Origin of the sequence: Microcoleus sp. LAD1_D3 (assembly GCF_036702135.1) — a bacterium.
Classification (GTDB): Bacteria; Cyanobacteriota; Cyanobacteriia; order Cyanobacteriales; family Microcoleaceae; genus Microcoleus.
In genome coordinates this window covers 164901-187851 of sequence record NZ_JAUBSB010000006.1, presented here as the reverse complement: position 1 = coordinate 187851, position 22951 = coordinate 164901, and the positions used below count along the sequence as shown (strand labels likewise).

At 44.7% G+C, this 22951-nt stretch carries 21 protein-coding genes; 10 read left to right on the top strand and 11 right to left on the bottom strand.

The window, feature by feature from the left end:
- Positions 1–23 precede the first annotated feature (23 nt).
- From htpG to rppA, 5 genes are all read right to left on the bottom strand, one after another.
- The gene (htpG, locus tag QUA74_RS05695; RefSeq protein ID WP_333325982.1) at positions 24–2012 is read right to left on the bottom strand and encodes a molecular chaperone HtpG; all 1989 of its coding nucleotides are present in this window, start codon (positions 2010–2012) and stop codon (positions 24–26) included.
- A 246-nt stretch (positions 2013–2258) separates the two neighbouring features.
- Positions 2259–3590, bottom strand: a complete 1332-nt coding sequence (rppB, locus tag QUA74_RS05690) for a two-component system sensor histidine kinase RppB (protein WP_333325980.1) — start codon at positions 3588–3590, stop codon at positions 2259–2261.
- Between the two features lie 20 nt (positions 3591–3610).
- Positions 3611–3958 (bottom strand): type II toxin-antitoxin system PemK/MazF family toxin, encoded by a 348-nt coding sequence (locus QUA74_RS05685; protein WP_333325978.1) that lies wholly within the window; start codon positions 3956–3958, stop codon positions 3611–3613.
- Positions 3955–4185, bottom strand: coding sequence for a hypothetical protein (locus QUA74_RS05680; RefSeq protein ID WP_333325977.1), 231 nt, complete (start codon positions 4183–4185; stop codon positions 3955–3957). The genes QUA74_RS05685 and QUA74_RS05680 overlap by 4 nt, the downstream gene beginning before the upstream one ends.
- 86 nt (positions 4186–4271) lie before the next feature.
- Positions 4272–4961, bottom strand: a complete 690-nt coding sequence (rppA, locus tag QUA74_RS05675; RefSeq protein ID WP_333325975.1) for a two-component system response regulator RppA — start codon at positions 4959–4961, stop codon at positions 4272–4274.
- A gap of 301 nt (positions 4962–5262) precedes the next feature.
- Between rppA and QUA74_RS05670 the strand changes: the two genes are divergently transcribed.
- The 3 genes from QUA74_RS05670 (at position 5263) to QUA74_RS05660 (ending at position 8479) form a co-directional block, all read left to right on the top strand.
- Positions 5263–6267 carry a multicopper oxidase domain-containing protein gene (locus QUA74_RS05670; RefSeq protein WP_333325971.1) on the top strand — a complete coding sequence of 335 codons (1005 nt, stop codon included), beginning with the start codon at positions 5263–5265 and terminating at the stop codon, positions 6265–6267.
- 161 nt (positions 6268–6428) lie between these two features.
- Positions 6429–7457 (top strand): helix-hairpin-helix domain-containing protein, encoded by a 1029-nt coding sequence (locus QUA74_RS05665; RefSeq protein WP_333325968.1) that lies wholly within the window; start codon positions 6429–6431, stop codon positions 7455–7457.
- Positions 7458–7534: 77 nt separating this feature from the next.
- A complete protein-coding gene (locus tag QUA74_RS05660; RefSeq protein WP_333325965.1) occupies positions 7535–8479 on the top strand; it encodes an FTR1 family protein in 945 nt (314 codons plus the stop codon).
- A gap of 103 nt (positions 8480–8582) precedes the next feature.
- On the opposite strand, the gene QUA74_RS05655 is transcribed toward QUA74_RS05660, so the two are convergent.
- Positions 8583–9062 (bottom strand): hypothetical protein, encoded by a 480-nt coding sequence (locus QUA74_RS05655; protein ID WP_333325962.1) that lies wholly within the window; start codon positions 9060–9062, stop codon positions 8583–8585.
- A 39-nt stretch (positions 9063–9101) separates the two neighbouring features.
- Complete coding sequence (locus QUA74_RS05650; protein WP_333325959.1) at positions 9102–12215, bottom strand: efflux RND transporter permease subunit; 3114 nt, start codon at positions 12213–12215, stop codon at positions 9102–9104.
- A gap of 206 nt (positions 12216–12421) precedes the next feature.
- Here QUA74_RS05650 and QUA74_RS05645 point away from each other — a divergent pair, with 206 nt between their 5' ends.
- The 3 genes from QUA74_RS05645 to QUA74_RS05635 are packed head-to-tail and all read left to right on the top strand — an operon-like array spanning position 12422 to position 13985.
- Positions 12422–13159 (top strand): TIGR04255 family protein, encoded by a 738-nt coding sequence (locus QUA74_RS05645; protein WP_333325956.1) that lies wholly within the window; start codon positions 12422–12424, stop codon positions 13157–13159.
- Positions 13159–13452, top strand: a complete 294-nt coding sequence (locus QUA74_RS05640; RefSeq protein ID WP_333325953.1) for a hypothetical protein — start codon at positions 13159–13161, stop codon at positions 13450–13452. The genes QUA74_RS05645 and QUA74_RS05640 overlap by 1 nt, the downstream gene beginning before the upstream one ends.
- Entirely contained in the window at positions 13449–13985 is a 537-nt protein-coding gene (locus QUA74_RS05635; RefSeq protein WP_333325952.1) for a hypothetical protein, read from the top strand. Before QUA74_RS05640 ends, QUA74_RS05635 begins: the two co-directional genes overlap by 4 nt.
- Positions 13986–14027: 42 nt before the next feature.
- Here the strand turns inward: QUA74_RS05635 and QUA74_RS05630 are convergent, their stop codons facing one another.
- The 3 genes from QUA74_RS05630 to QUA74_RS05620 all read right to left on the bottom strand — a co-directional run bounded on the left by QUA74_RS05630 (position 14028) and on the right by QUA74_RS05620 (position 17436).
- The gene (locus QUA74_RS05630; RefSeq protein WP_333325949.1) at positions 14028–15977 is read right to left on the bottom strand and encodes an efflux RND transporter periplasmic adaptor subunit; all 1950 of its coding nucleotides are present in this window, start codon (positions 15975–15977) and stop codon (positions 14028–14030) included.
- 202 nt (positions 15978–16179) lie between these two features.
- Positions 16180–16377 (bottom strand): hypothetical protein, encoded by a 198-nt coding sequence (locus QUA74_RS05625; RefSeq protein ID WP_333325946.1) that lies wholly within the window; start codon positions 16375–16377, stop codon positions 16180–16182.
- Positions 16378–16725: 348 nt separating this feature from the next.
- Positions 16726–17436, bottom strand: a complete 711-nt coding sequence (locus QUA74_RS05620; protein ID WP_333325944.1) for a DUF305 domain-containing protein — start codon at positions 17434–17436, stop codon at positions 16726–16728.
- A 322-nt stretch (positions 17437–17758) separates the two neighbouring features.
- On the opposite strand from QUA74_RS05620, the gene QUA74_RS05615 reads away from it, so the two are divergent.
- The 4 genes from QUA74_RS05615 to gloA all read left to right on the top strand — a co-directional run bounded on the left by QUA74_RS05615 (position 17759) and on the right by gloA (position 21005).
- Positions 17759–17953 (top strand): heavy-metal-associated domain-containing protein, encoded by a 195-nt coding sequence (locus tag QUA74_RS05615; RefSeq protein ID WP_333325941.1) that lies wholly within the window; start codon positions 17759–17761, stop codon positions 17951–17953.
- Positions 17954–17989: 36 nt separating this feature from the next.
- The gene (locus QUA74_RS05610) at positions 17990–20245 is read left to right on the top strand and encodes a heavy metal translocating P-type ATPase (RefSeq protein WP_333325938.1); all 2256 of its coding nucleotides are present in this window, start codon (positions 17990–17992) and stop codon (positions 20243–20245) included.
- Positions 20246–20264: 19 nt separating this feature from the next.
- Positions 20265–20501: a hypothetical protein gene (locus tag QUA74_RS05605; RefSeq protein WP_333325936.1), complete on the top strand. Its 237-nt coding sequence runs from the start codon at positions 20265–20267 to the stop codon at positions 20499–20501.
- A gap of 75 nt (positions 20502–20576) precedes the next feature.
- Positions 20577–21005, top strand: coding sequence for a lactoylglutathione lyase (gene gloA / locus QUA74_RS05600; RefSeq protein WP_333325933.1), 429 nt, complete (start codon positions 20577–20579; stop codon positions 21003–21005).
- Between the two features lie 93 nt (positions 21006–21098).
- Here the strand turns inward: gloA and QUA74_RS05595 are convergent, their stop codons facing one another.
- Positions 21099–22874, bottom strand: a complete 1776-nt coding sequence (locus QUA74_RS05595; protein WP_333325930.1) for a hypothetical protein — start codon at positions 22872–22874, stop codon at positions 21099–21101.
- Positions 22875–22951 lie beyond the last annotated feature (77 nt).

The window sequence follows — 22951 nt, the reverse complement described above, 5'->3', positions numbered from 1 at the left end:
AAGGGGGGGTTGGGGGGGGTTAATTACATAGCACGTTCAGTCAACTTTGTCAAGACTTGATTCGATCGCTCGACAAAATCCTTCATCCCTTCAGCATCGAAACCCTTCTGGGCCATCAAAGCCAAGTCGTAAACGTGGTGACAAATCATACTCGCCAACTGACTTGACGGAGACTCCCCGCCGCCTTGAATAATCGCACCCTGACTCAAACTCGCCAGATTTTGAATCAGCGGGTGAGACGTATTCACCAGCAAAACGTGTTCTTCGGGGAATTCGGCGGCTTGCTGCTGCAAAAGCGCCGTCATGTCGCGCATCCGGCGCAAAGCTTCTGGCAAAAGTACGATCGCAGGTGGCGTCCCCTCCGCAGAGTCAGACTTCAAAGCTTCAGTGCGGATGTTCACTTTTGGCTTATTAAGAGCTTTTTGGAACATTTCTTTAACTTGTTCGCTGCGAGTTTTATTCGTCGCCGGATCGACAATTTCCGCTTCTTTCTCTTTGTCAATTAGCGTTTCGTCGATGTCGGAATCAACCCGCGAGAATTTGACATCTGAGTATTCTCTTTCCAAGAAGCTGATAAAGTGCGTGTCGATGAAAGAATCCATAAACAGCACTTCTAAACCTTGGCTTTTGTGCATAGCAACGTAAGTTGCTTGAGACGCAGGTTCCGTACAATAAAACACGCGATTTTCGTGGCGTTTTTGATTGCGTTCCAAATACTCTTTTAGAGTCGTGTAAGGCTGCGTGGAACTAGAATTTTCCGACTTCGGAGTGACATCTTGCCACAAATCTCCTTCCTCTGTTTGCACCTGAACTTCGGGCGTTACAGTTTCTGGCTTCTCGGCTGTTGGTTCGTAGGTGCTGCGGTAGATTAAGATATCTTCGACTTGCTTTTTGAACTTGTCATCGTTGAGAGTTCCAAACTTGACAAAAGTGCCGATATCTTGCCAGCAGCGGATGTATTCGTCACGGTCGTCGCGGTAGAGTTCTTTCAGGCGATCGCCTACTTTTTTCGCAATATAATCAGCGATTCTCCGCACAGTACGATTGCTTTGCAAAGAACTGCGAGAAACGTTCAGGGGAATGTCGGTACTGTCAATAACTCCCCGCAGCGGCATCAAGAATTTCGGGATAATTTCTTCGCAGTGGTCGCTGACAAAAACCTGGTTGCAGAATAGCTTAATATTGCCTTGGGTAACATCGACATCCGGCCGCAGTTTGGGAAAGAAAAGAATGCCGTTGACAATGAAAGGATAATCTGTATTCAGGTGTACCCACAACAGCGGCTCGTCTTGGAACGGGTAAAGGTAGCGGTAGAGTTCCAAGTAATCTTCTTTTTGCAAATTGCTGGCTGATTCCCGCCAAATTGCTTTGTGCTTGTTGAGTTCCTCTCCCTCAAATTTGATGGGAACGGGCATGAAATCGCAGTAAGTTTTGATTAACTGCTTAATGCGACTGGGTTCTACATATTCTTGTTCTTCATCTTGGAGAGTAAGAGTAATAGTAGTGCCGCGTTCTGTGCGGGTGGATTCTGATAGTTCAAAGGCGGGAGAACCGTCACAATGCCAGTGTACTGCTTGCGCGCCTTCTTGGTAAGAAAGGGTGTCTATATCTACTTTCTGAGCGACCATGAAAGAAGAGTAGAAACCGAGACCGAAGTGACCGATAATTGCGTCGTCGCCGCTGCCTTGGTATTTTTGAATAAATTCTTCAGCGCTGGAGAAAGCGACTTGATTGATGTATTTTTTTACTTCGTCGGCGGTCATGCCGATGCCGTTGTCGGTAATTGAGAGTGTTTTGTTTTCTTTGTCGATCGCTATGTTGATTTGCGGTTCGCCCATGTCGCCGCTGTATTCGCCGGAACGGGAAACCATTTTGAGTTTGGCAATGGCATCGACGGCGTTAGAAATTAGTTCCCGCAAGAAGACTTCGTGGTCGGTGTATAGCGACTTCTTGATAATCGGGAAAATATTTTCGGTATGGATTGAGATTGTTCCCTGTTCTAAAACTGTCATAGCTTTTCTCTAGGTAATTTTTAGGAGTCAGCAGTCATTAGTCATTAGTCAGTAGTTATTAGTCATTAGTCATTAGTTGCTATGTCCAACAAATAACAAACAACAAGTAACAAATAACAACTGCTTTCGGAGTCAACTGTCAACTGTCAACTGACTACTGACTATTTAATGATTTTCGGCGATCGCGCTATCTTCTGCAAAAGGGATTACCCTAAAAAGACGATTCGGTTTCCCTCACATAGTAACTCACAAAGGCAGCCGCAGGAGAAAGGTGCTGCCGGAACCCAATTCGCTGCGGGCGCTGAGGCTGCCGCGGTGTGCCCGGGCGATGGTTTGGGCGATCGCCAATCCCAGTCCCGAACCGCCGGTATGGCGCGATCGATCGCTGTTGACTCGGTAAAATCGATCGAATATTCGCGCTAAATCTGCCGCCGCCATCCCAATACCCGTATCTTGAACCTGAACGATCGCCTCTTGGTGGCTGCAATCTAAAATAACTGTTACTTTCCCGCCCGCCGGAGTGTACTGAATGGCATTAACAATTAAATTAGCAACTAAGCGATAAAGTTGGTCGGAATTGCCGACAACATTTAATTGCTGCTGCACTCGCACTTCGGATGTTAACGCTACCTTAGAAGCGATCGCCAAAGCTGCCAATTCCTCGACTAAATCGCTAACAAGGTCATTCAAACAACACAATTGAGCGCGATCGCGTATCGCTTGATTATCCATGCGAGCCAGCAGCAGCAAATCAGCAACTAACTGAGTTAATCGTCGGTTTTGGCGATCGATCGTCCGCAAAATTTCCCGCGCCTCTTTTTCATCCCATTGAGGCGTCAACAGCGCTGATTCTACTGTCGCCTGCGAAGCCGCTAAAGGCGTCCGCAATTCGTGGGCTGCATCGGCTGTAAACTGTTGGATTTGTCGGTAGGAAGAATAAATCGGTTTCATTGCCAATCCTGCCAACAACCAACTAGCAAAGCCTATCAAAATCAATGCTGTAGGCAATCCTAATTTCAAAACCCATTTCACTGTACTGAGATAATCATTGAAGTCTTGCAGGCTCCGCCCCACTTGAAAATATCCCCAATCTTGCTGTGTTTGGGTGTGGAGCGCTACAGAAATTTGGTGATAAACATTGCCTTTGGTGTCAGTTAGTGTTTGCCAGTATTGGGAGTTAAATTCGGCTGGTAATTCTTCTGGGTAAGCGCCAGCCGTAGCAATTAATTGCCCCGAATAATCAAATAAACGAATATAGTAATAGCCTTGGTTGATAGCGCTTAAAATATGGCGGCTTGGTAACTGTTCTTTAATGCCTTTAACTCCCATTAGGCGGAGGTTGGGCAAAAGTTCGTTTACTATTGGCTCCAAGCGTCCGGGCTGCTGCAATTTGAGTTCTAGGCTGTCGTGCAGCGTCCCGGCTACCGATTCTAATTCCCGGTCTATGGCTACCCAGTGAGCGTGGGCGATCGCCTTATATACGCCAAATCCCAACAAGCTTAAAATCAAACCCATTACTGCTGCATAGGAAATGGCTAATTGCCAGCGAGTTCGATTAAATAGTTTATTTTGATTCACATTGAGTCGATCGCTCTTTTTTAAGGTAAATATCCCAAGGTAAATAATACATTATTTTCTAATTGTACCAATAGTTCTGGATTAACTTCACCAATTTTATTTCGCAAGCGTGTTTTATCCAGAACTCGCATTTGATGGCACAATGCAACGGAATCTTGAGTCAATCTTCCCTCACCGCTGGGAATGAAAACATATGAAGGGAGAGAAGCACGGCGCAGATTAGTTGTTAGAGGAATACTGATAACAGTAGTCGTGTATCTCGCAATAGTATCGTTCTGGAAAATAATTATGGGACGTACACCTGCCTGTTCGGAACCTTGTGTAGGATCGATGGCTGCAATCCAGATTTCACCTCGTCTGACTGTCATGCCAAATCCTCATGTTTTAGGAGTTCTGCATATTCGCTTATTCCGAGTTCCGCAAGTTGTCGGTCTTCTTCGGCAAATTCGCCGTAGAGTGCAGCTAAGTTAGTTTCATCGATTGCTGGGATAGTAGCTAATCGGGCACGGAATTTTAGGAAGGTAATAAATTCAAATACTTGTTTGAGTTGTTCTTGATCGAGCTTTTCTAACTCTTGTTGGATTAAATCTTTCATAGCAGTCATTTTTACGATCGAGTTTTCTATATTATAGTCAGATACTGGAAACGAGATATAATCCGCCCGGCGTTGCCCCTACAGCTTTAATTTCTCATGCGGTATCCGACGCCGTGAACAGTTTCAATTAAATTCGTGCCGCCAACCGACTCAAGTTTGCGCCTCAGCAAGCGCACTTGAGCTGCTACCACATTGCTAAAGGTATCTGCACTCGCCTCCCATAGCTGATTCCGAATTTGGTCAGTGGTGATAATTTGGTTGGGATGTTTCATAAAGTATTCTAGCAGTTGAAACTCTTTGTTTGTTAGAGAAATCATCTGGTTGTTGCCACTTCGAGCGAGATGGCACACAGTTCGATTTCCGCAGTCCAAAATTAGATTGCCTACCTGTAGCTGTTGCGGTTGAATTTGGGGGGAGCGCCTCTGCAAAGCCCGCAATCTTGCTAACAGTTCTGCCATCCCAAACGGTTTAACTAAATAATCGTCAGCCCCGGCATCTAGTCCCGCAACTTTATCTTCCATTCGATCTTTGGCTGTTAGCATTAAGACGGGCAGGGCGCTATTTTTAGCACGCAATCTCCGCAGCAGTTCCAATCCTGACAATCCTGGTAGCAACCAGTCAAAAATAGCCAGGTTATATTGCATCCAGTGACTGTCTAAATATTCCCAAGCTTCATTGCCATCCAAAGCCCAATCAACTATATATTTTTCCTGCTTTAAGGTTCGCTCGATCGCTTTCCCTAAATCGGGTTCATCTTCAACTAGCAAAACTCTCATAACTCTAATTTATAGCGGTAAATCCTTATACATTGTTAGCGATCGGCAGCATCTACCCCAACATCTAACCTCACATACTGAGATGAAATCAGCATGAAATTTTATGAGCGAAACTAATTGGATCGCAAGCCCCCGGATTCATTCCAACGCGCAGGCTGACTGACGGGAATACATCTAAAATCTAAAATCTAAAATCGATTGACTTCCCAGAAAAAGATGACTGTTGACAATAATTGACAACAAGCTAGTAATGTCTTATAATCAACCACGAGTAAATTTTTGAGAAAATTTTTCAATAAGTATGACAGATTTATCCGATCGTCCCGCCATTAAAAAGGCTGGGCGCTGGAGTCGCCGCCAACTGCTACAGCTAGGAATAGCTGGGGCTGGGGTAGCGGGCGGCGCGATCGCACTTCAAAACTTGACTCGCAAACCGACATCAGTTGCGAGAATACCGCCAATCCCCGCAGATGCACTCACCGTCAGCAATATCAACCCGATGCAAATTGCGCGGGATTTTGATTACGGCACGGTGACGCGCGAAAACGGGCGCACGGTTCGGGAATTTCGCCTGGAAGCTAATACTTCGATCGTCCAACTTAATAGCGCCGTCACTTTCAACACTTGGAACGTGAACAATCGCGTGCCGGGGCCGACATTGAGGGCAACTGAGGGCGATCGTATCCGCGTCATTTTTTATAACAAAGCCGGAGATTCTCATTCGCTGCACTTTCACGGCGTTCATACCAGCGAAATGGATGGCGTTAAACCAGTGAAACACGGTTCGGTATTTATTTATGAATTCGATGCCAATCCCTACGGAGTGCATCTCTATCACTGCCATATTGAGCCTGTAACTCGTCATATAGGTAAAGGACTCTATGGAATGTTCATCATCGATCCGCCAAAACCCCGTCCTCCCGCCGATGAAATCCTTTTAATCATGGGAGGATACGACGTAAACGACGACAAAAAAAACGAACTTTACGCTTTTAACGGGTTGCCCAATTATTACATGAACAACCCGATCTCTATTTACCGAAATCAGCTAATCCGGCTGTACGTTCTCAACCTGATTGAGTACGAAGCGGCAGTGACTTTTCACCTGCACGCCAACTTTTTTGACGTATATCGCACGGGAATGACTTTGACTCCCAGTGAAAGAACCGATGTAATCACAATGGGAGTAGCTGAACGGCATATCTTAGAATTTACCTACGGCTACGCTGGAAAATTTATGTTTCATCCCCATCAAGATGCGATCGCCGAAGCTGGCTGCATGGGGGTATTTGAAGTCATCACTTAAACCACATCCTGCTACCACGGTGCGCCGATTCAAATAAAGAAAGTATGAAATTATTTGACAAGCTCGATCGCAAATAGGTAGAATGAATAGCTCGCAAATTGAGAATTATTCTTAATAACTTGTGAGTCCAAATGCACATAACGTAAAAATTAGCAACTGCCATGTTACCATCCTTTCGCTTATTACCCACAGTCACTGCTACAGCCATCCTCGTTGCTCTGGCTGGTTGCGTTTCCCCCACAGCCAGCAACACCGACAGCACACCCTCACCCGTTGCCACAGCCAGTCCCGCATCCACAAGCGGTCACAGCGGGAATCACGGCAGCAAAGGCGGCATCAACATCAATACTGCCATTCTTTCAGAGTTAGATAAACTCGAAGCCAAGTTAGGAGTGCCAGCACTTTCTAACAAAATTCAATCCAGCCGCCCTTACGGAAAAGTCGAAGAATTGGTTTCAAAAAATGTCATTACTCAAGCCCAATTCGACCAAATCAAAGACTTGGTAACTATTGAAAATGTGGTGCTGACAGGCGAACCCAAAGATGTAGACTACATGACTAAACTTGGCTTGATGAAAGGGCATCTTTTCGTAGCCCAAGAACTATTGGAGCAAGGCAAACCCGACCAGGCAGAACCGCACATCGGGCATCCAGTCGAAGAAATTTATGCCGATGTGGAAGATCAGCTAAACGAGCGTAAAATTCCCGAATTTAAGACTACTTTAATTAAATTGCAGGATTTAGTTAAAGCGGGTGCAAAAGATCCGGCTCAAGTGAATGCAGAATTTGACACATCAATGCAAGCAGTTGATGGAGCAATTGCCGCCCTTCCCGAAACGCAGCGCAAAGATCCGAAATTCGTGCTGCAAGTGATTAACGGCTTGCTAGATACAGCTAACTCCGAATATGGAGCCGCAGTTGCTAACGGCAAAATTTCCGCAATTATTGAATATCAAGATTCGCGGGGTTTTGTCATGTACGCGGAAATGCTGTACAAAGATATCGCCGAGCAAGTGGCTAAAACCAGCCCGGAAATCGATAAAGCAATTGTTGCCAACATGACTGAACTTAAGGCAAATTGGCCAACTGCGATCGCACCCCCCGCCCCCGTAAAAACCACCGAACAAGTCAACCAGCTCGTTAAAGCGATCGAGAGCGACAGCCAAAAAGTTCTCAAACCCGCATCTTAAAAGAGTTAACTCAAGTCGCCAACGGTAATTGGTAAAAAATATACCAATTACCTCCACATATTACCTAAACTAAAAAAATGAATTTTAGCGAAGCATTACCCACATTTGTAATTACCCTGCGCGAAGGAGTAGAAGCCGCCTTAGTTGTCGGAATCGTTCTAGCTTGCCTCAAAAAATCCGGTCAAAGTTATTTAAATCCTTGGGTTTTTGGCGGTGTTGCGGTTGGACTTATCGCCAGCGCTTTGATAGGTATAGTGTTCGGCTGGACTATTCAAATTTTATCTACATCCAATCAGCCTTTTGCGCCGATTATGGAGTCGCTGCTAGAGGCAACCTTTGGGGTGTTAGCGATCGCAATGCTGAGCTGGATGCTGATTTGGATGACCAAGCAAGCGCGATTTATGAAAGCCGAAGTCGAAGGCGCTGTGAGTGCTGCCTTAACCCAAAATTCTCATGCCGGCTGGGGCGTATTTAGTTTAGTTTTGATTGCTGTTTTACGCGAAGGATTTGAAACCGTTTTGTTTGTCGTCGCTAAGTTTGAACAAGGGATTATTCCAGCCCTCGGCGCTTTGGGCGGCATTCTCTTAGCCACCGGAATTGGTGTCTTACTGTTCAAATGGGGAATAAAAATTAATATCCGCCTGTTTTTCAAATATATGGGCATTTTATTGCTCTTTATTGTAGCGGGTTTAGTGGTATCTACATTGGGACTTTTTGACAGCGCGATGAATATTTTATCGCAAACAAATCGCGAATCAGCAGCCCTGTGTTTTTATTACGAAAGATTTACTAAAATCCACTCTTGCATTCTCGGGCCGATGGTCTGGAATACCTCGCAACTGCTTCCCGAAGAAAAGTTTCCAGGTTTGTTGTTGAGTGCGCTGTTTGGATACACGGATAAGCTTTATTTAGTGCAGGGCCTGGCTTATTTCGGATTTTTAATTACCATCGGCGGCATTTACTTTCAAAGTTTGGCAGGTCGAGTGTTTTTCCCATTCAAAAAAACACAGGCCACCAAATAGTAAATAAAGTGCGATCTGCTTTTGAGTGGAAATGCAGGAGGGAGTTGTGTGTTGCTAATAACTAATACGCCCATAAGTGAGAGCGCATTAGGAAATCAGCTATCTATTGATTGAAGGTAAAACGACCGTCAACTTTTTCTCCGTTAATATCCGCAGTCACTTTCACTGGATACTGACCGGGTTCATTGCCGGGAAACACCACAGCGTAATGTTTGCCCTCAGCATCATACTTGAGAGCTAGAGTTTGCTGCTTTCCATTCGTTAACTGCACTTGAGCCGTCACTTTAGCATTAGGAACTGGTTCCTTTTTCTCCCCTTTTTGCAAAAAAACATCTAAATGAGTTCCGGTAGCTTCTTTTTCAGGTACAAACTCTAAATAGTAAGCTCCAGACTTTACAACTTGCCCCCCTTGAGTTGCTGTTGCAGGAGCAGTGGCGGGAGCCGAAGATGCAGGTTGAGAGGCGACAGGAGAGGAGGCTGGACTGCTATTTGTATCGCTTGCTTGGTCGTCGTTACTGCAAGCTCCCAAAAACAGCAATCCGACACTGCCTAGAACAATTAAATTTGACTTTAGCGATTTCATTGGTTTGACTCCTTGCTGACTGACAATAATTAGAAAATATCACACATTAACTACCTTCCCGTCTTCAATAACTGGCTGAGGTTGTTGAGGTCGTAAAAAATGCCCAAATTGAGCATACAAAGCTGGCAAAACTAACAGAGTTAGTGCTGTCGAAGTAAATAACCCTCCTAAAACTACTACTGACAGCGGTTGCAAAATTTCCTTGCCCGCCCCACCTACAAATACTAAAGGTGCTAAACCCAAAGCTGAAGTTAAAGCGGTCATCAAGATGGCGTTGAGCCGTTCCATCGAACCTTTAATAATTGCTTCCTTAAAAGGCAGTCCTTCGGCAAACTTAGAGTTGTAGTTGTCTACTAAAAGCAAGCCGTTGCGGGTGGCAACGCCGAATAATGTGACAAAGCCAACCAGGGAAGCTACAGAGATGATGCCGCCCGTCAAAGCTACCGCAATTACTCCTCCTACTAATCCGATCGGCAAATTAATCATAATCATAGCAGTTGAAGCGATAGACTTGACGGACAAGTACATCAATACTGTAATTACCAAAAAGGCGATCGCACTAAATATCATAATATTTTGCGAAGCTCTTTGTTCCGCTTCAAATTGACCGCCGTACTGGATAAAATAGCCAAAAGGTAACTCCACCTCTCGTTTAACTTTAGCTTGAATTTCATTCACAACCGATCGCAAATCCCTACCTTTAGCATTAGCCGCCGCCACAATCAAGCGAGAAACATTCTCACGGTTAATCGTATTGGGCCCCGTACCGTATTTGACACTCGCAACTTGGGCGAGGGGAATTTTGTTGCCGCTGGGAGTATCAACCAGCAAATTCTGAATAGTTTCTAGGTTGTTTCTGGCTTCAGGCTGCAACCACACAACTAAATCAAAAGTTTGCTGCACCTCCAAAACTTGAGAAACAACTTTGCCGTTTAAAGCTGTCTCAATTATTTCAGAAAGCTCTCCGATTTTCAAACCGTATCTACCCGCAGCTTGACGGTTAAACTTAATTTGAATTTGTGGCACTGGCACCTGCGGTTCGAGTTGCAAATCCACAATGCCTTCAACTGTTTTCATTTGCTCTTCAACTTGGGTACCGATGCTGCGAAGTTGATCCAAATCCGGGCCAAAGATTTTGACAGCAATCTGACTCCTGACACCAGATAAAACCTCATCCATCCGGTGAGAAATAAAACCGCCGATATTTGGTGCAACTCCCGGCAATTTAGCAAATTCCTGCCGCAGCGACTCCAAAGTTTGCGGCCTGTTTTTCATCCCTGCCTCGCTCAAACCGATATCAATGTGAGCTAAATTGACTCCCGCAGCATCAGCATCACCCGGAGCTCTGCCCGATCGCACTTGCACGTATTCAAACCTGGTATCATTCTTAAGTGCATCTTCAATAGCAAAAGCTGCGCTATCTGTTGTCTCCAAAGACACCCCCGGATAAAGCATAATAGTATTCACCAAAGTTTGCTCCTGAAACTCCGGCAAAAACACCCGTCCAAAGGAAGGCAAAATAATTAATGCAGCCACCATGCTAGCAGCAGCTAAAGCTAAAATAATTCCCGAATACCGCATTGAGAATTGTATAAAAAAATGATAGACTTTCTTGCAAAATCTCGGCAGCCAAGGTTCTTGTGAACTCATGCGTTTGGTAGGCAACAAAATAGCGCAAAGGGCCGGAGATATTAACAGAGATTCTAGACTCGAAATCACAACAACTACCAGATAAGTAATCCCCATCGGCGTAAAAATTCGACCTTCTACACCGGGCAAAGTAAAAATAGGAGAAAACACCACAATACCAATTACAGTCGCTCCAATTAACGAATCGCGCACCTCCTGACTGCCGTCAAAAATCACATCCATCACCGGACGCGGGTGAAGAGAAGACGTATTTTCTCTCAAGTTGCGGTAGGTATTTTCGGCATAGACGATCGCATCGTCGATCGCAGTCCCGATCGCCACGGACAAACCCCCCAAAGTCATCGTATTCAGCCCCAGCCCCAGCCAATACATCGCCAGCAGCGCCAACAGCCAAGTCAGAAAGAAATCCAGCAAAACAACCGCCAGAGTGCGCCAATTCATCAAAAACGGGATGAGAATAAGGGTGACGATAATACTGCCTTCAACTAAAGCCGATCGCACATTCTCCACCGAGGAATTAATATATTCTTCCTGTCGAAAAGTCACAGTAACTTTAATATCTTTTGGCAGAGCTTGGTGCACCTCAGCCATTGCTGCCTCAACCGCTTTAGTTACCGTCGGAGTATCAGCAACGGGCTGTCTGTTTACCATCACAATCACAGCTTTTTTGCCGTTAAAACTGCCATCGCCCCGCTTGATTGCAGCACCAATCTTGACATCAGCTACATCACCAATTCTGACGGGTGTTCCGTGGCGAGAGTCGATCGCAGATTGCTGCAAATCTTCCAGAGACTCAATCCGCCCCACCCCTCGGATTAAAGTTTCTCGATCCGGCGTAATTAAATACCCCCCTGGCGCGTTAACATTCGCAGCCGCCGCCGCTTCAGCCACTTGCTGCAACGACACATTAAAAGCTTTCAACTTGGCAGGTTCTACTAATACTTGATACTGCCTTTCTTCGCCTCCGTAAGCCACCACTTGAGCAACGCCCGTCACTGCCAAAAGCCGATTTGTGACTTGCCAATCAACCAGACGGCGCACTTCCATCAAAGGAGTAGTTTCCGAGGTAAAAGCATAGGTGATCACAGTGCCCACAGGAGAAGTTGTGGGAGAAATTTGCGGTGTTTCTACTCCGGCGGGGAGTTTGCTTTGCGCTTGCTGCAACCGTTCTGTTATCAACTGGCGCGCTTGATAAATTTCAGTTCCCCAATCAAAGATTACCTTAACCGCAGAAAGACCCACAGCAGAAGACGATCGCACTGCTGTTACCCCAGGAGTTCCATTAATTGCACTTTCAATCGGCAGTGTTACCAAAGACTCGATTTCTTCCGGCGCGAGCCCCGGTGCTTCGGTTTGAATTTCGACTTGCGGGGGTGCAAAAGGAGGGAAGACATCAAGCGACATTTGGGGGATGATAGAAAATGTCCACAGACTAACAATAATTGTGGCGACAACAACTAGCCAGCGACGGTTAATTACCCATCTGAGAATTGTGCTGAACATTTTATGATTTTATAGAGGTGATGACTATTAGCCACCGTTGGGCGAGCGACGTTAAATAGCCATTCAATTTACGTTGACACCCAAAAATGAAATTAGGATGAAATCTTTTAACTTCCAACCTTGATTAATAAGTCATCTAAAATTTCAAATCTCAAATGATATAACCTGTATTGCTATTTTTGACAATGCAGCTTACAATAGTTGGTATGCAAGCATCAAAAGACTACTCGCACGCCCCAATCACCGAAGCCGTGATTGATATACAAGTTAAACTTCCACCCGAAGTTAAACTTGACAATTTGGCGCAGGTGTACTCCAGCATTCAGGCTGAGTATCCTCAGTGTGAAGGAGTGTTACTTTTTCAGGGACAAATGATGGCAGGTGCTAGTGTTGGGGCAACAGCCAGCCAATCTCCTATTGGCTATAGAGCCTCCCGCAACGACCAAAAACAAATTCTTCAACTGCGTTTAGATGCTTTCGCATTCAGTCGGCTTGCCCCTTACGACTGTTGGGAAAATTTTCGGGATGAAGCAAAGCGACTGTGGAATATCTATCAGTCGGTGACACATCCAGAAGCAATTGTTCGTTTAGCACTCAGGTATATTAACAGGCTAGATATTCCTTTACCGATTGGCGATCTCAAAGAGTATTTGAGGACATTTCCGGAAGTTTCCGCTGACTTGCCACAAGGATTAAGTGGCTACTTTATGCAGCTACAAATTCCGCAAGAAAACTTGGGAACAATGCTGGTGCTTAATCAAGCAATAGTTCCCCCTCCCACACCGGATTTTGTTTCTATAATATTGGATTTAGATCTATTTATGGAAGGAGATATTCCTTCTAATGAAATAGAGCTTTGGCACATTTTAGAACAAATGCACGAACAGAAAAACATAGCTTTTGAAGCTTGTATTACAGAACGCACAAGGGAGTTGATTAACTGATGGCTACAATTACCCCCCTACGTCCAAATGGCGTTTCACCATCCTCAAAATTGCTGGTGGTAGAGCCAAAAGCCACACCTCAATTACAAAGTCCTGAAGGACGAAAAATAGCAGCACTAACTGATGAATTATTGCAGAATTTAACAGTTGTAAAACAATACTTACAAAATCTAGAAAGCATTGGCAAAATAGACTGGCAGTCAGTACCGCCAAAGCGTTCGGAACGAGTAATCATGCGCGCTCAGTTCAAAGGGCGTAAAAAACCTCTGCCGTATATTTTCGATGAAGAATGAGCGTAGAACCTTTCTGGCAGGAGGTAAATGAATCAACACTCAGGCAAGGAGATTACCTGCCTGGGTGTCTCGTACCAATACCCGTATTTGATCCAACAAAGTTTGGAAAAAATAGTGAAATTCAAGACGTACAAATAGAAGTTAATGAACTAGATCTAATTGTTCTTACGCAAAGCTGCGATCTGGAGAGTAAAAAAGTAGCTCAGGTAGTGCTCTGTGCAATTTACCCTATTTCAGAATTTGAGGAAAATAACGAAGCATTTAAGAAAAAAGGAAAATGGAATGAAGTTTCAAGAGGGAGAATAGAAGGTTTGCACCTGCTGGCATCACCAACGAACCCAGATAATAACAAAGAATCACTGGTTGTAAATTTTAGAGATATCCAAACATTACCTTACGAATATGTGTTGAAACACGCTAGTAATTTAAACGAGCGCTGGCGGTTAAAATCTCCTTACCTAGAACACTTTTCTCAGGCATTTGCACGTTTATTTATGCGAGTTGGTTTACCATCGGCTATTCCGCCTTTTTAAGTCATTTTATGTAGGTTATAATTGCTAGATTAAACAAAATTTTTAGTTCAAGCTCTTGGCTTCTGTCTCCTGACTTTTAACGCGGTAATTGTCATCATGGGGCGGCAATTCATCTAATGTAATCGCGTTTAATGTCGGTGCAGAGACAGAAAAATTATTGTTTCCAGAATCCGCTGCTATTGCTGGCAATTTGCGCCGATTTCCCCACAACACGCCGGCTGTGAAAGTCAGTGATGCGATCGCAACTCCTCCCCCTATTCCCGCCCACCATAAAGACACGGGTAAATTATTAAAATTAACCTCTGTTACCTTGGGAGATGTCTCTTTCTTTTCCTCGTCTTCTGAGTGTTTATTGCCGCCGCCCCGCAAAGATTGAGCGTAAAGTTGAGGTGCGCGCTGCGTTACTATCAAATCTCCCTCGAATAAACCCCTCTTCACTTCAACTAAATCTCCGGCAGTTTGACCGAGTTCAATTTCAACAGCTTGATAAGCATTGCCATTTTGGACGTAAACGGTTTTTTTACCGCTAACATCCACTACCGCCGCACTCGGAATTACTAAAATATTTGTTGCAGTTTTGTCGGTTAAAATCTCCAACTCAGCAAACAGTCCAGGTTTTAATTCGCCGTTAATATTATCTAGTTCTGCTTTCACCGGCACAACCCGCGTTTCTCCTTCCACGGATGACCCAATTAAGGCGATTTTTCCATTGAAAGTGCGATCGGGTAAATTAGCGACTTTTACCCTGACTTCCTGACCCTTTTTTACTTTATTCAGGTCTTTTTCGTAAATGTTGGCTGTGGCAAAAACGCGGCTGTCATTTAAGAGACTCATCAACGGTTTTTCAGCGTTTACTGACTCGCCTGGGGTGATTTCGCGATCGGCTACCGTCCCCGAAATCGGAGCAACTACGGTAACGAGTCCTCGATCGTTGGCAACCGTTCCTAATTGTTGGAGCCGCGCTTGATAGGGTGCGTCAGCCAAGCGAATGCGCGATTGAGCAACTTCGACGGCAGTTTTGCCGCGTTTGACTTGGTTCTCGGCTTCTAGGACTTCCCGGCGGCTCTGAGCTCTGGTAAGTTGAGCTTTTGTTTCTGCTACTCTGCCTTGAGATTCCCGCAATTCCCGCATCGGCAGGTCTACTTCGGCTTGTTTAATTTCGGTTTGGGCTTTGATAACTTCAGGACGGCTTTTTGCCTTAGCAACAGTGGCTTTAGCTTCGGCGAAGTGGGCTTGCGATTCCAGCATTGTGCGCCGCGCGATCGCCCCAGAGGCCACTAATTCTTTGTCGCGATCGAACTGTTCTTTAGCAATAGTTAATTCTGTTTCTGCCCGCGCTATTTCGGCTTGCGCTATTTCAACTTGACGCTGATAGTTTTCTTTAGCGGCTTGCACAACTGAACGCTTGTTGACTAATTCTTGTTCTTGCTGGTACTGCTTAGTTACCGCTGTCAACTGGGTTTGGGCTTGGGCGATTTCTGCTGCGGATATTTGACTTTGGCGATCGTAATTTTCTCGTGCTAGTTTTAGATCGCCTTCCGCTTGCTGCAAATCTGCCTCAGCTTCGGCACGTTTCGAGAGAGATTCAACCCGCAACTGTCCTAATTCTGAACTCGATAAAACCGCAACGGGTTGACCTTTTGATACTTTGTCCCCAGGCTTAACTAGCAACTCTACTACTTTCCCAGCAACAGGAGCCGTAACTTCTACTTTTTCGTTGGGTAAAGTTTCAATTTGTCCTGTGGTTTTGATGCCGATATCTAGCCGCTGGCGAGCTGCAGGGGAGACTTTAATTCCTAATCGTTTTGCTGTTTCGGCATCGACAGAAACAGCAGTAGGAGTTTCTGTTGCTTCGTCGCTATGCTGAAATTCATCTCCGTGGCCAGCGTGGGCAAAAACAACGACAGGAGAACTTAACAAAATTATACTGAACAAAGTTCCAGAAAAGCTGGTAATAATTGCCGGAGATTGAACATATTTGTGGAATATCATCGTTGGCAGTGTCCTTGAAATCAGGTTAGGTGCCCCAGGTTTAACGATTGGTATTTTGCCAAGGTAAGTAAGTGACACCCATTAGGTAAAGTTACTTATTAGCATTTTCCCATAAGCGACCGATAAGCAATGACCAAGAGCTAGAAATGCTTTAATCAACATAGTATTTCACAGTCAAATGAAATTAGGATGAAATTTGGCATCAGCAGCCCAGATACCCACCGGCTTCTAAAATACCAATATAAGTTGTGCCTAATCCCAAGCGATTGTGCTGTAGATTTTTTTCCGGTTTTTTTATCTCTGCTTGCCCTTCAATTTCGTTTGTCAATGCGCTCACTAGCTGATCTACGGCTGCATTTGATTTATAAGTGGTGTTTAATTCCAAGCTATTCAATATCATAAACTATCCTCTCTATCTATATAGCTTTTTGCTGATTTATCTACTACTTTTGATTTAGGGCTGATCCATTGTCTACAGTATTGTTACGTAAGTTTCTACTACTTTAGAAGTAGGGTGGCTCAATTATCTACAGTATGTGTAGGTACTCTCAGGAAACTGAGGTAGAGTCAGACAAATGCTGACAGCCCCAGTCGAGCTACATTACTTTGTCTACCAAGGTTGTAGGCACTTTTTCATTTGCTCAATTTCTTGCTTTGGTGAAGCCAGTATTTTCGGATCTCTTGAGCTACTGTAATTAATATCACTCAATTTCGGGGATTGTGTCACGTTTTGTTTAGGGTAGCTAACTTACTGTTTATACCAAGCTTGCCGCCACTGTTTCATTTGCTCAATTTCTTGCTTTTGCGAAGTCATAATTTCTTGAGACAATTTTTTCATTTCCGGGCGTTTTGACTTCTTCAAAGCATCTTCAGCCATCACTAAAGCTCCTTCGTGGTGAGGAATCATGGCATTGATAAATCGCAAGTCAAATTGGTCGTCAGCAGCACCTAAATCCATACTCATCATCATGCTTTGCATTTGTTCGGGAGTCATTGCCATCATGTGACCCATTGAAGCGTGATAAGCCATCGGCGTACTGCTGGCTTTGGGATACCAAGTTTTTCGCCACTCTTTCATTTGATTTATTTCGCGGTTTTGAGCAGCAATTATATCAGTGGCAAGTTTTTTCATTTCCGGGCGTTTGGATTGTTTAAGCACATCTTGAGCCATGTTTACAGCACCTTGATGGTGTACTGTCATGCCATCAATAAACCGCAAATCGTAGTCGGCATCAGCAGGGCCTAAATCCATTGACATATCGTGATTCATGCCATGATTCATGCCACCGCCTTGTGCCACGTTTTGCTTGTTGTTTGCTTCGGTTGCAGCCGTAACATTTGGGGCTGGAGTTTCACTAGAAGGGGCTTTTGAACAAGCTGCAAGCACTCCGCTGGTTACAGCGGCTGTGGCGGTCAACATCAGCGCTGCAAAGCCTGTTTTCAATGAAATTGGTTTCATAGAGCTTATATCCTTAAAACGGCCATTTATCTTCAGCTTTTCACATATAAATGAAATTAGGATGAAATTTTTGCTGCGAACTTGTAAAGAATTATTGCTGTGCCCTCGATCGCACTCAAAGTTAAGATTTACAAAACTCACTTGAATCTAATTATGTAGGGTACACAGTGTGCGCCTTACCTTTATGGGTAGCCTGTCAAACCACTTTTTTCCTAATTCCTGATTTATTTTGCAATTTCCCTTGACTCTCCAGCCTACTGGAGACTTTACCATGGAGTTAATTCATTGATTGAGCAGAGTAATTTCTGCTGAGGTTCAAATTATGACTTTACAGCTAAAAGTTCCTAAGATGGCTTGTTCTGCTTGTGCGACTACAATCACAAAAGCAGTCCAAGCCATTGACTCAGCCTCTACCGTTGAGGCGGCTCTCAAGACAAAATTGGTCACGATTCAAACCGCTAAGTCGGAAATTGAAGTTAGGAAAGCGATCGCATCTGCTGGCTATCCAGCTATTTAAAGACAGAAGGTAATTGTCTAATTTATGAGGGCATATATGGACAATCTCACACTTAAATTGCGGGGCATGAGTTGTGCTTCTTGTGCTTCCTCTATCGAACAAGCAATTCAATCTGTTCCCGGCGTACTTGAGTGTCATGTCAATTTTGGGATGGAACAAGCAACCATCCAATACGACTCCAAGCAAACCAACTTAGAAACAATTCAATCGGCTGTTGATGCTGCGGGATACCAAGCTTTGCCACTTCAAGAAATGGCGGCGACAGAGGATGATTCCGAACAAGCCGATCGCAAATCTGAATCTCAAACCTTGCAGCGGAAACTCTGGACGGCAGGTATCGTCAGCATCCTGCTAGTTGTGGGCGCTATTCCAGCGATGACCGGCTTGCACCTGCCATTTATTCCCGCATGGCTGCACAATTATTGGTTGCAATTAGCCCTGACATCACCCGTACAATTCTGGTGCGGCAAATCGTTTTATGTGGGAGCTTGGAAATCCCTAAAACGGCGACTGGCGACAATGGATACCTTGATTGCTTTGGGTACGAGTGCTGCTTACTTTTATTCTGTATTTGTGACATTTTTTCCCGGTTTATTCACAGCCCAAGGTTTAAATTCTGGCGTTTACTACGAAGTAGCCGCTACCGTTGTTGCCTTAATTTTGTTGGGAAAAACCCTAGAAAATCGGGCGAAGGGAGAAACTTCGGAGGCAATTCGGAAACTCATGGGTTTGCAAGCAAAAACTGCTCGGATAATTCGCAACGGGGAAGAGTTGGAAGTGCCGATCGCCAAAGTGGAAATTGGCGACATCGTGCAGGTGCGGCCCGGAGAGCAAATCCCCGTAGACGGAGAGGTAATTGAGGGTGGTTCGACGGTAGACGAAGCAATGGTTACGGGAGAAAGTTTGCCTGTCAAAAAGCAGCTTGGCGACGAAGTTATCGGAGCCACAATTAACAAAACTGGCAGCTTCAAGTTTCGGGCGACAAGAGTTGGCAAAGATACATTTTTAGCTCAAATAGTCAAGATGGTGCAGGAGGCACAGGGTTCAAAAGCACCGATTCAAAAGTTAGCAGACCAAGTGACTGGTTGGTTTGTCCCTGTAGTAATTGCCATCGCTTTAGCTACTTTTATTATCTGGTTTAACGCGACGGGAAACTTCACTCTAGCCACAGTGACCATGGTGGGAGTGTTGATTATTGCCTGTCCCTGCGCTTTGGGTTTAGCGACTCCGACTGCTGTGATGGTTGGCACGGGTAAGGGTGCAGAAAACGGAATTTTAATTAAAGGGGCCGAGAGTTTAGAATTGGCTCACAAAATCCAAATTATTGTGTTAGATAAAACAGGAACTCTTACTGAAGGCAAGCCAACTGTCACTGATTTTGTGACAATTAAAGGAACGGAGAATAGCAATGAGTTAAAGTTGCTGCAATTGGCGGCGTCTGTAGAGCGAAATTCGGAGCATCCTTTGGGCGAAGCTGTTGTTAGATACGCTCAATCTCAAGAGGTGAATTTGACGGATGTTAAGGATTTTGAGGCGCTCGCCGGGAGTGGTGTTCGCGGGGTTGTAGGCGGAAAGTTGATCGCCCTGGGAACGCTGAGGTGGATGCAGGAACTAGGCTGCGATACTGAATATCTGGAACTGCGCGGCAGAGCTTTGGAAGCTGCGAGCAAAACGGTTGTTTGGATGGCTGTAGAAGGCAAAATAGAGGCAATTCTGGGCATTGCTGATGCTCTCAAACCATCGTCAGCGCAGGCGGTGAAAGCACTTCAAAAACTCGGTTTGGAGGTGGCGATGCTGACGGGGGATAATCGCGCGACTGCGGAGTCGATCGCCCAATCCGTGGGCATTACTCGTGTTTTTGCCGAAGTTAGACCCGACCAAAAAGCAGCTCAAATCCAAGCCCTGCAACGGGGAGGAAAAATTGTCGCGATGGTGGGAGACGGGATTAACGATGCACCGGCTTTGGCCTTAGCAGACGTGGGAATTGCGATCGGCACAGGCACAGATGTGGCGATCGCCGCCAGCGATATAACCTTAATTTCAGGAGATTTGCAAGGCATAGTTACAGCAATTAAACTTTCCCGCGCCACCATGCGGAACATCCGCGAAAATCTGTTTTTTGCGTTTATTTACAACATCGCTGGAATCCCGATCGCGGCGGGCATTTTGTACCCCATTTTTGGCTGGCTGCTCAATCCAATTATCGCCGGTGCAGCAATGGCTTTTAGTTCAGTTTCCGTACTTACTAATGCTTTGCGCTTGCGGAATTTTAAACCAAAATCTATTGCATAAATTTGGAGGAATTATAAAAATGTTACACCATCGTCAAATTTTTGGAATTCTCGCCAGTTTAGGACTTGTGATGGGAATGGCATCGGGAGTTCAAGCTTCCGAACAGTCCGTCCCGCATTCTACTTCAACGAATCAATTCCGCAGCATTGAACAGCCGTTAAGTTTAAAAATTGGCGTAACAGCAGGGGGATTGACATTAATTGGTTTAGAACTGTGGTGGTTTTTGTTCAGTAAAAAGCAATCTAACACCAGGTAAACTGTGCCGACGCGGTTTTTTCCAGCAAGATATCGCTAAAATAGATGAAAGCTTAAGAAATTTGGAGTGAGCTAAATGCAATTACTACACACGATGCTCCGAGTCGGCAACCTGGAAGAGTCCCTCAAATTTTACACCGAGGTTCTGGGCATGAAATTACTGCGGCAAAAAGAGTATCCAGAGGGTAAATTTACTCTGGCTTTTGTTGGCTACGGCGACGAATCAGACACTACAGTTTTGGAATTAACATACAACTGGGGCGTCGAACAGTACAATTTAGGGGATGCTTACGGTCATATTGCGATCGGCGTTGACGACATTTATGGTACTTGCGAAGAAATTAAAGCCCGCAGCGGTAAAGTTATTCGGGAACCCGGCCCGATGAAGCACGGTTCAACAGTCATCGCTTTTGTGCAAGACCCAGATGGATATAAAGTTGAATTAATTCAACTGGAAAATCAAGCTAGCAGCAGTCAGAAAGTAGCAGCAACAACCGCATCCTAACTTTCTTAAGAGGGGGAAGGGGAAGGAAAAATTATCTTCCCTCTTCCGTTTTCCTTTTGACAACTGTCAAGTGTCAAGTGTCAACTGAAACTTTTAATTCGATCGCACCGACGGTACAAACTGCTGCAAATAAATTTTTTGCCACAAAATAGAAAAACTGCTGCCTATTTGGCTTAAACTATCAAATTTAGGAATTAATTTAGATTCTCGGCGCTGGTCTAAAGCCGCGATACCCGAAAAAAATACAGCTAATACTAACAAAAATACTACTATCACACTAAATAAAATAGTCCAATAAACTAGAAATTCCCTTGTGTAGCTGACCGCGAATATCCAGTTAATCACTAAATCCGATAAATACAAAAACAGCCCTACTGAAAACCCGGCCCGGAATAATAGCCACGTCCACTTAAACATATCTGTTGCAGTCTTGCTATTTTTGGACACAGAAAGTTCTAACTCTCTAATTTGGCTGTTAATATTTGAGGTGATTTCATACAAAGTATACTGCAAACCATCTCTGATATAATTGAGTTCATTGTCGAGGTTTATGCACTGCTCGGATGTACTTTTATCTAAGCTCAGGTTTTGGATTTGTTTGCGGTGCGTCGCCAGTTTATTGTCTAGAGTGTAATCCCATTTTTCCAGCCGATCTACAGTCAAATACAAAAGTTCCCTATTAGCATCTAACAAGCTCTGGCAATTTATGATTGACTTAACTAACTTGCTGAGATTGTTGATATGCTCCTCTAGAGTATTTTGGGATTCCCTTTGTTTAGCTGACAATAAACTTGCGAGTTCGACATCCCGATCGCCGCACAGCGCCAAAGCCTCACCATACAAGTCGTCAATTTCCATTTTACCGAAATACAGTGACGCTTTGTACTCCTCGATTTCGGGAAGAGTCAGGGATTCTAAGGGCTGATATTTTACATTAAATTTATATACGAGCGCTGTCAGAATCTGCGCCGATTTTCGCTCCAGCTTGTCTTTGTACGGTGCTAAAATAATTGGAACTAGATTTTTGACTTTTGCTTCCGGGTGGTGCAGGAACTCAAAAATTTTGGCAAGTATTTTGGAGAATTCCCAGTCATTAAAATTATTTTCCGCAAATTCCAAAAAGTTTGTCACCGCTGCATCGTTTTCAGCATTCAATTTGTACGGGCCCGTAAATGCGATCGCAGCAAATACTCGATCGATCCAAAACAGATATTCGTCGCAATCCATTGACAGCCTCGGCAGCAGCCAGCTCGGCCCGTACACCCAAAAATCGAGACAATTCTCATATTCCTTACTGCTGTCATTTCTGCTGCTGTCGTCCAAAGCAAATTGGTTGCTTGTTAACTCTTTAATTTGCTCTTTTACAACCCGCCGCTCAATTTCCCCTGCATTGATTGTGACATTGACAGCACCTTCCTTGCCTTGTCGTTGCCCTGCTTCATCCAACCAAATTGACTTAATACTAACAGCCGCAGACCACCGAATTAAAGGAGTCGATCCCCCTCGCGCTTCCTGTTCTAACGCCGCCAGCAGATTTTTGCTAAAATCACTTGATCGAGCCGCTCTCTCACTTGATATCACTCCCTCTCGCACCTTCCCCAATGCCTGAATTGCCAAAGCCCGAAACAGTAAATTCGGATGGGGTTTTCTGACGGATTCCGGTATATTTTCTCTAAATATTCCGCTTTTCGGTACGCCCACAACTTCAGCAAAAGGATCGATCCCGCACTGTTGCAGGATTTTTTCAATTAGGTTTATTCTTTGCCAAGGTTGAGTATATTTAGTGAGAGTGAAGACTAGCGCTATGCCGCTGCACCCCATTGACTCAGGGATGTTAGGGCGATCGAGTTTCCACATATTGCTCGTCATAATTTGTCGCCAGGACAATTACTAGATATGGACGGCGTTGTTTGATGCTGAATTCAGCATTACATTTACTGCTGCTT